This is a genomic window from Salinarimonas sp. (assembly GCF_046292825.1).
Taxonomy (GTDB): domain Bacteria; phylum Pseudomonadota; class Alphaproteobacteria; order Rhizobiales; family Beijerinckiaceae; genus Salinarimonas.
The window spans coordinates 79,188-91,352 of record NZ_JBKBQG010000003.1; the positions used below are offsets into that span (position 1 = coordinate 79,188).

Sequence of the window (12,165 nt, forward strand, 5' to 3'; positions counted from 1 at the left end):
GACGGGACGATGCATCTAGGCCGCGGGCGCGGGCGAGGGGAGCGGGGCCTGCGCCCGCTCCGGCGCGAGCCCGCCTCGGAAGCGCGCGCCGAGCTCGGCCGCGCAGCGGTCGACGTCGTGGCGGGCGAGCGCACGCTCGCGGCCCGCGAGGCCCATCGCGACGAGCCGCTCGCGCGGGGTGTCGGCGAGCGCGACGAGAGACGCGGCGAGGGCGTCCGCGTCGCCGGCCGGGACGAGCCAACCCGTCGCGCCCGGACGCACGAGTTCGGGAATGCCGGCGACGAAGGTCGCGATCACGGGCCGCCCGGCCGCCATCGCCTCCATGATCACGACGGGAAGCCCCTCGGCGAAGCTCGGCACCACGAGCGCGCTCGCCTCGGCGAGCGCCTCGCGCACCCCGGCTTCGTCGCGCCAGCCGGCGAGGACGACGGCGTCCTCGAGCCCGAGCCGGGCGCGCGCCGCCTCGATCGCGGGCCGCATCGGCCCGTCGCCGACGAGGGTGAGGCGCAGGTCCGGGCGCTCGCGGCGCGCGCGGGCGAGGGCGTCGAGGAGCACGAGAAAGCCCTTCTCCTCGGCGAGCCGGCCGATCGCGACGAGGCGGGGTCCGCTCTCCGGCAGCGGCCGCAGGGAGGCGAAGCGGCCGGGCTCGATGCCGCAATGCACGACGCGGATCCGGTCCCAATCGGCGGGATCGGCGAAGCGGCAGATCTGGCTGCGGCCGAACGCGCTGATCGCGATGGTGAAGGCCGCGCGCCGCACCTTGAGCCGCAGCGAGAGCGCGCGCGCCGCGTCGAATTCCTCCGGCCCGTGCACGGTCAGGCTGAAGGGGATCTCGGCGAGCCGCGCCGCCAACAGGGCGACCGCCGCGGAGTTCGTGCCGAAATGGGCGTGCAGATGCGCGATGCCGAGCGCCCGGCAGCGGTCGGCCAGGCGGCAGGCCTCGGCGAGGTAGACGAGATGGCGCGCCCGCGCGCCCGCCGCGTGGCCCATCGCGAGCGCGTCGGAGAGCGCGGCGAGGGCCGTGCGCGGCGCACGCGCGGCGGCGCCGATCGTCGCGGCGAGGAGGCGCGTCGGGCCGGCCTCCAGGATGCGCTCGGTCCGCTCGTGCTCGCTGCGATCGGCGGGATCGACGAGGGCCGCGAAATCGCCGCGGATCGCGAAGCGGTGGACGCGGTGCCCCGCCCGCTCGAGGGCGCGGATCTCGCGGCGGATGAAGCTGTGGGAGGGCCGCGGGTAGCAATTGACGAGGTAGCCGATCGTCATCGGCGCGTCTCCCCCAGGGTTCGCGTCTCCCCGAGCGCGAGCGCCTCGGCGAGCGCGCGCTCCCGCGCCGCCGCGGGCGAGCGCCGATCGGGATCGATGCGCACCACGTTGACGAGGTCGCCCGCGCGCACCTCCGTCATGTCCTGCGCGGGCAATTCGCGCATCGTGCCGTCGATCGGGCGCAGGATGGTGAAGCGGACGGTCGGCTCGAAATCGGTGGCGCTCGGCAGGCCGAGATCGGCGAGCGCCCGCTCGCCGGCCGAGAGGTTGATCTCGAGCTCCTCGCGGCGCCTCTGGAGCTCGTGCAATTCGGCGGAGCGCTCCAGCGTGCGGCGCGTGCGCACGGCGAGGAGATCGGCCTCCGCGCGCTCGGTCTCGCCGCGGGCGCGGGCGAGCGCCGCCTCGAGCTGATGGCGGCCGCGGACGAGCTCGGCGCGGCGGATGCGCATCTCGCGGGCGCGGGTCTCGGTGACGATGCCGCGCGCGACGAGCTTCTCCATCGCGACGCTCTCCTCCTCGACGACGGCGAGCTGTGCGTCGCTCGCCTGCGCCTCGGCCTCGGAGAGGGCGAGCTCCTCGCGGGCGAGCGCGAGCGCCCGCTCGGCGGCCGCGATGTCCTCTTCCAGCTCCTCGGCGCGCAGATCCATGAGGCGCCGCTCCTGGGCGAGCGCCTCGTCGAGGGCGCCCCCGAGCCCGCTGCGCCGCAGCCGCTCCTCGTCCCCCGGCTCCACCGCGATCGCGGCATTGCCGCGGCTCTCGGCGAGGAGGCGCGCCTCCTGGGCGACGACGATCGCGAGCTGGCGGCGCAGCACGCGCACGGTGCGCTGCGCCTCGACGAGGGTCGCCGCGTCGTCGAGCGCCGCGGGCCGCAGGAGCCCGCCGGCGACGCTGAGCGCGTGCAGGACCGTCATGCCGGGGCGGTGGCGATAGGCGCCGGGCGTCGTCACCGTGCCGGCGACGTAGATCGTCGGGGGATCGGCGACCTCGGGCGGGTGGAGGATCGCGACGAGGTCGAGGGGCGTGCGGTAATAGGCGGCGAGGCGCTCGAGGATGGCCCGCTCGAGCTCTTCGAGGCTGAGGCCGCGCGCCTGGAGATGTCCCGCGAGCGGCAGGGAGACGCGGCCGTCCGGGCGCACGATCACCTGGCGGTTGAGGCTCGGCTCCTGCGCGGTCCAGATCTCGACCACGTCGCCGCTCTCGAGCCGATAGACGGCGTCCTGCGCGCGCAGGGTCGGCGCGGCGAGAACGAGGGCGGCGAGGAGGGTCGCGAGGAGGCGGATTCCGGCGGGCATGACCGTCTCCTTCAGCGATGCCGGTTGAGGACGGCCGCCGCGAGACGGTCCGGCGGCACGAGGCGGGCGGCCGTCTCGACATCGCGGGCGCTGGTGACGCCGGCACGCAGGACGAGGAGGACCTTGTCGATGCGCGGCAGGAGCGCGAGCGTGTCGTCGAAATCGAGGAGCGGATGCGTGTCGACGACGACGATGGCGCCCGGCAGCTCGTCCTCGATCTCGTCGAGGACCTCGCGCAGGCCGCGGGAGGCGAGGAGCTCGGCCGGGTTCACGGCCGAGCCGCCGCTCGCGACGCGCAGGCGATAGGCGCCGATCCGCACCGGCAGGAGGATCTCGCGCGTCGCTGCGAAGCCGCCGAGCGCCTGGGGCAGTCCGGACGTGCTCTCGAGCCGGAGCCGGGCGGTGAGCTCCGGCGCGCGCAGGTCGGCGTCGATCAGGACGACGGGGCGCTCTCCCAACCGCGCGAGGCCGACCGCCAGGTTGAGCGCGACGAAGCTCGCGCCGCAGCCCGCGCGGGGCGAGACGATCGCGAGCGTCCGGTGGCCCTCGGCTTCGAGCGTGCGCAGCATGTGCGTGCGCAGGATGTCGATCTCGCGGGTGCGGCGGTCGCGCCCGTTCAGGCTCGCGATCCCGGCGCGGCGGATCGTCGGGGGATCGAGGACGATGTCCCCTCCGCCGAAGAGCCGATCGTCCACGGCGCGCAGCCGCGGCGCGACGCGCGCCTCCTCGGCGGGGACGAAATCGCGAACGTCGTCTATGTTGCCCATGGTTCGTTGCCTTCCGCTCATCCCATCCGCTCGTCGATGACGTCGGACAACACGGTGATCGCGCCGCCCCAGGCCTCGACGAGGCGCGGCCCGTACTCGACCGTCGCGGCGGCGATCGCGACCGCCGCGACGAGGCTCGCGGCGGTTCGCAGCCGCCGGGCGCGGGTGACGGAGGCGGTCGCGACGGTCGGCAGCAGGACGACCGGGACGGCGCCGAGGCTGCCGAGGTCGTAGGCCTCGCGCACCCGCCCGTCGAGGAGATCGCCGACGACGAGCGCGACGAACCCCGCCCCGAGCGCCGCCACCACGACGAGCGCGAGGAGCGTGCCGCGGCGCCCCGTCGGCGCGTCGGGGAGCGAGGCGGGGCCGAGCGCCGCGAGCTGGGCCATGCGCTCGTCGCGCGCGATCCGAAGCCGGATCTCCGCCGTCGAGAGGCGGTCGCCGACATAGACGAGCTGGCGCTGGAGAATGTCGCGGCGGCTCTCGAGCTCGCGCATCATGGTCGCCACCTCCGGCGCCTCCTCGACGATCGCGCGCACGGCGGCGAGGCGTTCGGCGAGCGCCGTGCGGCGCTCGGAGAGATGGCGCATGCGCTCCTCGGCGACGCGGCTGCGCTCGGCGATGAGCGCGATCTCGGGCGCGAGGCGGGGGGCGGGCGCATCGCTCGCCTCGGCGGTCTCGGCCCCGCCGGCTCCCCCCTCCGCCGCGACGCGCCGCTCCAGCGCCTCGATGCGCTCGCGCAGCGAGCGGACGCCGGGATGGCGGTCGGACGCGATCGAGGCGAGCGCCGCGTAATCCGCGCGCAGGGTCTCGAGCTGCTCCTCGAGCGCGACGCTCGGCGCCCGCGCGCGGCGCGCGTCGTATTCGAAGCGCATCAGGCGGCGCTCCTCTGCGAGCGCGATCGTCTCTTCGTCGATCTCCTGGAGCCGCGTCGAGAGCCGCTCGATCTCCTCGAGCCGCGCCTCCACCCGCTCCGGCAGGATGTCCGCGTGGCGGCGCACCGCCGATGCGATCTCGGCCTCCATGCCGCCGAGCCGCAGCCGCAGCTCCTCGTATTCCCGCCGCACGAGATCGACCTCCCGCTCGAGCCCGCCGACGCGGATCGCGCGCTCCCCCGCGATCAGGAGGGCGACGACGTCGTCGACGACCGCCCGCGCGCGCTGGGGGTCGGGGTGAGCGAAGCGCACGCGCACGCCGATGCGGGTGCGGTCGAGCGGGAAGGCGAGGGGGCCGTCCTCGACGATCGTGATCTCGAGGCGCCGCCGCAGCCGGTCGACCGGCTCCTCGTCGTCGGGGAAGAGGTCGCGCGCGGCGGCGATGCGGGCGAGGGCGTCGCGGTCGAGCGCGCTCGTCTCGATCCGGCGCAGCTGCTGGCGCGCCTCGGTCTCCCCGTGCTCGAAGCCGTCCGGGTGGTTGCCGACCTGGAGGACGAGATGCGCCTGCGAGACGTAGCGCGTCGGCAGCGACAGGATCACTGTTACCCCGACGGCGAGGACGATCCCCGCCACCAGGAGGAGGAGGGGCGCGCCGCGCCCGACGAGACGGAGATAATGCTCGATCGGTTTCACCCTCTGGTCCGCCTTCTCGTGTCGATGGGAGGTGTCGGTGCGCGATGTCGGTCAGGGCGTGCGGGCGCGGCTCTCCGCGAGGGGGCCGGGCGTCGCGACGCCCGATTTCGGATAGGAGGAGACCACCTCCCAGACGATCTCGCGGATGCGCCGCGACGCCGCGTCCGTCAGTGCCGGCATCGGCGTGCCGTCGGCGTCCGCGCCGGAAGGCGGCAGATCGACGGGGCTGCTTCCGTAGAGCGTCGCGTAATGGGCGAGCGCCACGACCCAATTGCCGAGCGGGCTCGGGTGGATGTCGTCGACGAAGAGGTCGGCGCGGCCCGCCACCCCCTCGATCCCCCCGCCGTCCTCCGCCGCGCGCACGACCGCGGCGATCGCCTGCCCCGCCGGGACGACCCGGATCGGCGCGGGAAGCGGCTCGCCGGCCTGGGCGCGGGCGAGGAGCTCGCCTTCCCAAGCGCGCGGGAGATCGCGGTCGATGCGCTCGAGAAAGCCCTCCGGATCGTCGAGCCGATGCCAGGTCTCGTAGAGATAGACGCGGATCGCGGGGTTGCCGGCGAGCGCCCGCTCGGCGAAGGCGCGCAGGAACCGGGGGCTGTCGAAATGGCGGATGGCGTCGCGCAGCTCGACCATCTCGGTCAAAACGAGCACGTCGAAATCGCCGCTGTCGAGGGCGCCGTGGACGTCTTCGTGGAGCGGGTGGAGGTCGACGGTCTCGAAGCCCGGGATCGGCGCGTCGGCGCGCCAATGCGCCTGCAGCGTCGTCCCCCAGCCGAGCTGGGACGCGTAGCGATGGCCGACGGGCGCCATCGCGGCGAGCATCCGCGGCATGTCGCGCCCGACGAGGCTGTGGCCGAGATGGAAGACCGCGAGCGGGCCCTCCGGCGGGGGCAGGGGCGTCGCGTAGAGCGCGGCGAGCGCCTCGGGCGAGAGCGGCGCCGTCGTGCTCGCCATGCGCTCCGAGAGCGCGGCGATGGCGGACGCGGCCGCGACGAGAGTGGCCATCGCCAGGCTCGCCTTGATCGTGATCGACATGGTCCGGTCCCGTTCCTCACGCTGTGCCCGGATCACGGGACGACGAGGCGACGTCGAGCCCGAGGGCGATTGTCGATCTTCTTCGCGCGAGCGCGAGACACAACGGTATTTTGCTGACCATTCGCATGTCTTCGTTCGCTCCTGCACAGTCTAGGGGAGCCGAAATACGTGAATTCGGGCGTGACCCGAACGCCCTCGCGCGGCAGCCTTCGTGCGGACGCGACGCGGAGACGAGGATGGAGCGGGTCGGGGCGGTGGTGATCGGGCGCAACGAGGGCGACCGGCTTCGCGCCTGCCTCGCCTCCCTCGCGGGCGCAGTGGATGCCGTCGTCTACGTCGATTCCGGCTCGAGCGACGGCAGCGTCGCCCTCGCTCGGGCGATGGGCGCGCGCATTGTCGAGCTCGACGGCGATCGCCCGTTCGGCGCGGCGCGCGCCCGCAATGCGGGCCTCGCCGCGCTGCGCGAGGAGCCCGAGATCGCCTTCGTGCAGCTCGTCGACGGGGATTGCGTGGTGCAGCCCGGCTGGATCGCCGCGGCCCGCGCCTGCCTCCTCGCCGACCCGCGCCTCGCCATCGTGTGCGGACGCCGCCGCGAGCGCGATCCGGGCGCCTCCGTCTTCAACCGCCTGTGCGATCGCGAATGGGACACCCCCGTCGGCGAGGCTCGGGCCTGCGGCGGCGACGCGTTCGTGCGGGCCGGCGCGCTCGCCGCGATCGGCGGCTTCCGGGAGGACCTGATCGCCGGGGAGGAGCCGGAGCTGTGCCTGCGGCTGCGCCGCGCCGGCTGGCGGATCCGCCGGATCGATCGCGAGATGACGCTCCACGATGCGGCGATGACGCGCCTCTCGCAATGGTGGCGGCGCGCCGAGCGGGCGGGGCACGCCTTCGCGGAAGGCGCCGCGCTGCACGGCGCCGGGCCCGAGCGCCATTGGGTCGCGCAGACGCTCCGGGCGCTCGCCTGGGGGCTCGTCCTGCCGATCGTCGCGCTCCTCGCCGTTTTCGCCAGCGGCCCGCTCGCCCTCGCGCTCTTCGCCGCCTATCCGCTCCAGATCGCCCGGCTCGCGCACCGCGACGGCGCGCGGCGCGCGAGCGTCGAATGGGCGGCATTCGCGACCCTGGCAAAGGTCCCGGAGGCGATCGGCGTCCTGCGCTACCTGATCGGCCGCCGGCTCATGGGGCGCCGCCCCCGCCTCCTCGAATACAAGTGAGCCCTGCCATGCCCGCACCCTGCCTCCGTTCCGGCCTGCCGCTCGTCGCGGCGATCGTGCTCGCGGCGAGCGTCTCCCCGCAGGCGAAGGCCGATCCCGGCCGGCCCTTCGACACGCGCGTGATCCAGTCCGGCCACAGCCTCACCGATCCGATTCCGCCGGTCCTCGCGGGTCTCGTGCGCGCCAAAGGGAATGTGCGGCCGACGATCCACCGCTCGACGATCCCCGGCAGCCCGATGGACTGGCGCTGGGACCACACCGCGATCCCGCAGGACGCGCGCACGCAGATCGCCGATTACGAGATCCTCGTCCTGACCGAGCGCGTCTCGCTCTCGGGGACCATGCCCTGGCACGGCTCGGCGGAGACGGCGCTGCTATGGCAGTCCCACGCCTTCGCCGAGGGCGACGGCGGCCGCGGCGCCGAGACGATCCTCTACGCCACCTGGGTCTCGCTCGCGAGCGGCCCCGATTACGTGCGCGAGCAGCCGCACGATCCCGAGGCGATGCTGCCCTTCCGCGAGCGCCTGCCGCTCGAGCTCGCCCGCTGGGAGGAGATCCTCGCGCATGTCAACGAGAAGCGCGATCCGCGCTCGCCGCCGATGCGCATGATCCCCGGCCCCGTGATCATGGCGGAGGTCTACGATCGCATCGCCGCCGGCACCGCGCCGGGTCTCGAGGCGATCGACGCGCTGTTCGTCGACGAGATCCACCTCTCGGCGGCGGGCACCTACCTGATCGCGCTCGCCCACCTCGCGGTGATCTATTGCACGGACGTGCGCGGCCTGCCCGCCGATGTCGGCCAGCCGCTGCCGCCCGATCCGGCGCTCGCCGCCTTCATGCAGGATCTCGTCTGGGAGGTGGTGACCACCTATCCCCACGCCGGCGTCGACCGCTGCCCGACGTCCTGAGGGCGAAGAGTTCTCTTCACACCAAGGCTGTCATCCCGGGCCGCGAAGCGGACCCGGGACCCATATCCACGACGACGAGTCCGAGCGCGCATGCCGCGCTCGCTGCACCACCGTGCCGCATGTGCGATCGTCGGAGAAAAACGCAGCCTATAGGCTGCGAACCGGACGTCGGCCGGCGAGAAGGGGTGCATCCAATCGGTGTCATCCCCGGCCGGAGCACGCGTAGCGTGCGCAGGGGAAGGGGACCCAGCACCAAGACCTGTGCGGAGCACACGATCGTGCCGCCGACCAGGCGGCTAGACGCCGCCGCGACAGTGTGCTCCGCACACGTTTTTGTGCTGGGTCCCCTTACCCTCCGGTCGCAAGCGACCTCCGGCCGGGGATGACACCGGTGGAGCCGCTCCGGGAGAACGACGCATCCGGGACCCCAGAGGGATTCCGTTGCCACCGGCGTGGCTGACTTGATGACAGCCTATGAGCGTGGTTGCAATTCCTCAGAGCCCCCCGAGCCGCCGCGCGAGGGCGTCCGAGAGGCCGATCGTCGGCACGGGCGGCAGAGCCGCGGGCTCGCTCGGCCCGGCGCCGGCGCGCGCCGCCGCGAGGGTCGCCGCGAGCGCCGTCTCGAACGAGCACAGGACGGGCATGCCGAGGCGCTCGCCGACGCGTGCGCGAAGGCCGATCAGCCCCGCGCCGCCGAGGATCACCACGTCCGCCCCGTCCTCGTCGCGGCAGCGGGCGGCGGCCTCGGCAAGCGCCGCCACCGCCCCGTCCGGATCGCGCGCGATGCCGCCTCCGTCCGGCGCGACCGCGCGAATGCCCGCGATGCGCTCCGACAGGCCGCGCGCGGCGGCGAAGGCTTCGAGCATCGCCGGCCAGCGCTCCCCGCCGGTGACGATGCCGACGCGTGTGCCCGCCGCGCTCCCGGCGAGGATCGACGCCTCCGCCATGCCCAGGACGGGAACCGCAGCGATCTCGCGGACCGCATCGAGCCCCGGATCGCCGAAGCAGGCGATCAGCACCGCGTCGCAGCCCTCGCCCTCGCGCGCGAAGGCGTCGAGCGCCGCGTGGCCGGCGACGGCATAGGCGGCCTGCGTCGCGACGTAGGCCGCGCCGAAGCGCCCCGTCGCGCCGCGGAAATCGACGCCCGGTGCTTGCGCGCGGGCCGCCTCGACGAGGCGGGCGGTGATCGGCGCGGTGGTGTTCGGATTGATCAGGAGGATGCGCATCGGCCGGCGAACGCCTTTTGAGTGAGCATGCACGTCGGTTCGGCACGCAGCCCGATTCGCAGGCAGGTGCCGGCTGCGGCCAGCGCGGCCGCGCCACGCCTTTCTGCGCCCGCTTCCGCTCTCGGGCAAGACCGCGGGCGAGGCCGGGCAGGGGATGGCACGGCGCTTGCTGACCTTGCGTCCGACCAATCAAGAACAGGGGAAGCGGTCGATGACACGATTTCTGAACAGCACCGGGGCGCTCCTCGTCGCGCTCGTGGCCGGCACGGCGCTCGTCGCGCCCGCGCTCGCGCAGGAGAAGGTCCTGCGCATCGGCATGACGGCGGCGGACATCCCGCGCACCTCCGGCCAGCCGGACCAGGGGTTCGAAGGCAACCGCTTCACCGGCATCCCCATCTACGACAGCCTGACGCAGTGGGACCTCTCGAAGGAGGACGCGCCCTCCGTCCTGATCCCCGGCCTCGCGACCGAATGGGCGGTCGATCCGGACGACAACACGAAGTGGATCTTCCGTCTGCGCGAGGGCGTCGTCTTCCACGACGGCTCCTCCTTCGATGCCGACGCGGTCGTGTGGAACGTGCAGAAGGTGCTCGATCAGGAGGCGCCGCATTTCGACGCGGCCCAAGTCGGCGTCACGGCCTCCCGCATGCCGACCCTGCGCTCGGCCCGTGCGATCGACGCGTTCACGGTGGAATTGACGACGTCCGAGCCCGACGCCTTCCTGCCGATCAACCTGACGAACCTGTTCATGGCCTCGCCCGCTCATTGGCAGGCGAAGTTCGACGCGGTTCCCGCCTCCGTCACGGATCCGAAGCAGCGCGCCGAGCAGGCCTGGGCGGCCTTCGCGGCCGATCCGTCCGGCTCGGGTCCCTTCCGCGTCACCGCCTTCGTGCCCCGCGAGCGGCTCGAGCTCGCGCCCAATGCCGATTATTGGGACGAGACCCGCAAGGCGCGGATCGACCGCGTCGTCCTCATCCCGCTGCCTGAGCCGAACGCCCGCACCGCGGCGCTCCTGTCGGGTCAGGTCGACTGGATCGAGGCGCCCTCGCCGGACGCGATCCCGCAGATCGAGGCGCGCGGCTTCAAGGTCTACGCGAATGCCCAGCCGCATGTCTGGCCCTGGCAGCTCTCCTTCGCCGAGGGCTCGCCCTGGCTCGACATCCGCGTGCGCCACGCCGCCAATCTGTGCATCAACCGCGAGGAATTGCGGGAGCTGCTCGGGGGCTACATGGCGATCCCCGTCGGCACGGTCGCGCCCGGCCATCCCTGGTGGGGCGACCCGTCCTTCGAGATCCGCTACGATCCCGACGCCGCCCGCGCGCTGATGGAGGAGGCGGGCTTCTCTGCCTCGAACCCGGTCCAGGTCCGTGTTCAGACCTCGGCCTCGGGCTCGGGCCAGATGCAGCCGATCCCGATGAACGAGTACGTGCAGCAATCCCTGCGCGATTGCTTCTTCGACGTCGAGCTCGACGTGATCGAGTGGAACACGCTGTTCACGAATTGGCGCCGCGGCGCCACCGACCCGACGGCGAACGGCGCCCATGCGATCAACGTCTCCTTCGCGGCGATGGACCCGTTCTTCGCCATGGTGCGCTTCACCTCGACGAACACCTTCCCGCCGGTGTCGAACAATTGGGGCTATTTCGGCAACGACGAGTTCGACGCGCTGATCGCCGAGGCGCGCACGAGCTTCGAGGCGGAGGCGCGCGACGCGGCGCTCGCGCGGCTGCACGCGCGCATCGTCGAGGAGGCGCCCTTCGTCTGGATCGCGCACGACGTCGGCCCGCGGGCGATGTCGCCGCGCGTGACGAACGTCGTCCAGCCGCGCAGCTGGTTCATCGACATCGCGCCGATGGACATCGAGTGATCGACGGGCGCGGGCTCCGCCGGCACGCGCCGACGGAGCCCGTCGCCGGCATCGCTCGATACGGATACGCACAATGCTCGAATACCTGATCAAGCGGCTGGTCTACACGGTCCCGATCTTTCTCGGCGTGTCGGTCGTCTGCTTCGCGCTCGTCCATATCGCGCCGGGCGATCCCCTGATCTCGATCCTGCCGGCGGACGCCTCGGTCGAGCTCCAGGAGATGCTGCTCACGCTCTACGGCTTCGACCGCTCCTATCCGGAGCAATTCCTGATGTGGCTGTGGCGGGCGCTCCAGGGCGATCTCGGCACCTCGATCGCGACCGGCCGTCCCGTCGCCGCGGAGGTCTTCCGCGCGGTCGGCAACACGCTGATGCTTGCTGCCGTCGCGACCCTGATCGGCTTCCTGTTCGGGTGCCTGTTCGGCTTCGTCGCCGGCTATTTCAGCAATTCCTGGGTCGATCGCGCCGCCTCCGCGCTCGCCGTGCTCGGGGTGAGCGTGCCGCATTACTGGCTCGGCATGGTCCTCGTGATCGTCTTCTCCGCCCAGCTCGGCTGGCTGCCGGCGACGGGGGCGGGGCCCGGCGGCTCGGCGAGCTGGCGCTGGGATTTCGAGCACGTCCAGTTCCTGATCCTGCCGGCGATCACCATGTCGGTGATCCCGATGGGCATCGTCGCGCGCACGGTGCGGGCGCTCGTGGCCGATCTCCTCGCGCAGGACTTCATCGTCGGCCTTCGCGCCAGGGGCCTGTCCGAGCTCGGGATCTTCCTGCACGTCGTCAAGAACGCCGCGCCGACCGCGCTCGCGGTGATGGGCCTCCAGCTCGGCTACCTGCTCGGCGGCTCGATCCTCATCGAGACGGTGTTCTCCTGGCCCGGCACGGGGCTCCTCCTCAATTCCGCGATCTTCCAGCGCGACCTGCCGCTCCTGCAGGGGACGATCCTCGTGCTCGCGCTCTTCTTCGTGTTCCTCAACCTCGCGGTCGACGTGCTGCAGACGGCGCTCGATCCGCGCATCAAGCGGGCCTGAGCCG

10 protein-coding genes are annotated in these 12,165 nt (G+C 73.0%); 4 read left to right on the forward strand and 6 right to left on the reverse strand.

Going from position 1 to position 12,165, the window contains the following annotated elements:
• Positions 1 to 15: 15 nt before the first annotated feature.
• From ACK4UM_RS02885 to ACK4UM_RS02905, 5 genes are read right to left on the reverse strand one after another with little or no spacing between them, the layout of a single operon-like run.
• On the reverse strand, positions 16 to 1,263 hold the full coding sequence (locus ACK4UM_RS02885) for a glycosyltransferase (protein WP_409795361.1): 1,248 nt from the start codon (positions 1,261 to 1,263) through the stop codon (positions 16 to 18).
• Positions 1,260 to 2,555, reverse strand: a complete 1,296-nt coding sequence (locus ACK4UM_RS02890; RefSeq protein ID WP_409795363.1) for a polysaccharide biosynthesis/export family protein — start codon at positions 2,553 to 2,555, stop codon at positions 1,260 to 1,262. Before ACK4UM_RS02890 ends, ACK4UM_RS02885 begins: the two co-directional genes overlap by 4 nt.
• Positions 2,556 to 2,566: 11 nt before the next feature.
• Positions 2,567 to 3,322: a CpsD/CapB family tyrosine-protein kinase gene (locus ACK4UM_RS02895; RefSeq protein WP_409795365.1), complete on the reverse strand. Its 756-nt coding sequence runs from the start codon at positions 3,320 to 3,322 to the stop codon at positions 2,567 to 2,569.
• A gap of 17 nt (positions 3,323 to 3,339) precedes the next feature.
• Complete coding sequence (locus tag ACK4UM_RS02900) at positions 3,340 to 4,890, reverse strand: hypothetical protein (RefSeq protein ID WP_409795368.1); 1,551 nt, start codon at positions 4,888 to 4,890, stop codon at positions 3,340 to 3,342.
• A 51-nt stretch (positions 4,891 to 4,941) separates the two neighbouring features.
• The gene (locus ACK4UM_RS02905; protein WP_409795371.1) at positions 4,942 to 5,925 is read right to left on the reverse strand and encodes a hypothetical protein; all 984 of its coding nucleotides are present in this window, start codon (positions 5,923 to 5,925) and stop codon (positions 4,942 to 4,944) included.
• Positions 5,926 to 6,161: 236 nt separating this feature from the next.
• Between ACK4UM_RS02905 and ACK4UM_RS02910 the strand changes: the two genes are divergently transcribed.
• Entirely contained in the window at positions 6,162 to 7,133 is a 972-nt protein-coding gene (locus ACK4UM_RS02910) for a glycosyltransferase (protein WP_409795373.1), read from the forward strand.
• Between the two features lie 8 nt (positions 7,134 to 7,141).
• Positions 7,142 to 8,041 carry a hypothetical protein gene (locus ACK4UM_RS02915; protein WP_409795376.1) on the forward strand — a complete coding sequence of 300 codons (900 nt, stop codon included), beginning with the start codon at positions 7,142 to 7,144 and terminating at the stop codon, positions 8,039 to 8,041.
• A gap of 494 nt (positions 8,042 to 8,535) precedes the next feature.
• Here the strand turns inward: ACK4UM_RS02915 and ACK4UM_RS02920 are convergent, their stop codons facing one another.
• Positions 8,536 to 9,267: an aspartate/glutamate racemase family protein gene (locus tag ACK4UM_RS02920; protein ID WP_409795379.1), complete on the reverse strand. Its 732-nt coding sequence runs from the start codon at positions 9,265 to 9,267 to the stop codon at positions 8,536 to 8,538.
• Between the two features lie 211 nt (positions 9,268 to 9,478).
• Here ACK4UM_RS02920 and ACK4UM_RS02925 point away from each other — a divergent pair, with 211 nt between their 5' ends.
• Positions 9,479 to 11,134 carry an ABC transporter substrate-binding protein gene (locus ACK4UM_RS02925; protein WP_409795381.1) on the forward strand — a complete coding sequence of 552 codons (1,656 nt, stop codon included), beginning with the start codon at positions 9,479 to 9,481 and terminating at the stop codon, positions 11,132 to 11,134.
• Positions 11,135 to 11,207: 73 nt separating this feature from the next.
• Positions 11,208 to 12,161, forward strand: a complete 954-nt coding sequence (locus tag ACK4UM_RS02930; RefSeq protein WP_409795384.1) for an ABC transporter permease — start codon at positions 11,208 to 11,210, stop codon at positions 12,159 to 12,161.
• Positions 12,162 to 12,165: the final 4 nt, after the last annotated feature.

Excerpts from the sequence above, each read along its gene's own strand:
- ACK4UM_RS02905 (WP_409795371.1), bottom strand. The coding sequence starts at position 5,925 with ATGTCGATCACGATCAAGGCGAGCCTGGCGATGGCCACTCTCGTCGCG.
- ACK4UM_RS02895 (WP_409795365.1), bottom strand. The coding sequence starts at position 3,322 with ATGGGCAACATAGACGACGTTCGCGATTTCGTCCCCGCCGAGGAGGCG.
- ACK4UM_RS02890 (WP_409795363.1), bottom strand. The coding sequence starts at position 2,555 with ATGCCCGCCGGAATCCGCCTCCTCGCGACCCTCCTCGCCGCCCTCGTT.
- ACK4UM_RS02915 (WP_409795376.1), top strand. The coding sequence starts at position 7,142 with ATGCCCGCACCCTGCCTCCGTTCCGGCCTGCCGCTCGTCGCGGCGATC.
- ACK4UM_RS02930 (WP_409795384.1), top strand. The coding sequence starts at position 11,208 with ATGCTCGAATACCTGATCAAGCGGCTGGTCTACACGGTCCCGATCTTT.
- ACK4UM_RS02885 (WP_409795361.1), bottom strand. The coding sequence starts at position 1,263 with ATGACGATCGGCTACCTCGTCAATTGCTACCCGCGGCCCTCCCACAGC.
- ACK4UM_RS02910 (WP_409795373.1), top strand. The coding sequence starts at position 6,162 with ATGGAGCGGGTCGGGGCGGTGGTGATCGGGCGCAACGAGGGCGACCGG.
- ACK4UM_RS02920 (WP_409795379.1), bottom strand. The coding sequence starts at position 9,267 with ATGCGCATCCTCCTGATCAATCCGAACACCACCGCGCCGATCACCGCC.
- ACK4UM_RS02925 (WP_409795381.1), top strand. The coding sequence starts at position 9,479 with ATGACACGATTTCTGAACAGCACCGGGGCGCTCCTCGTCGCGCTCGTG.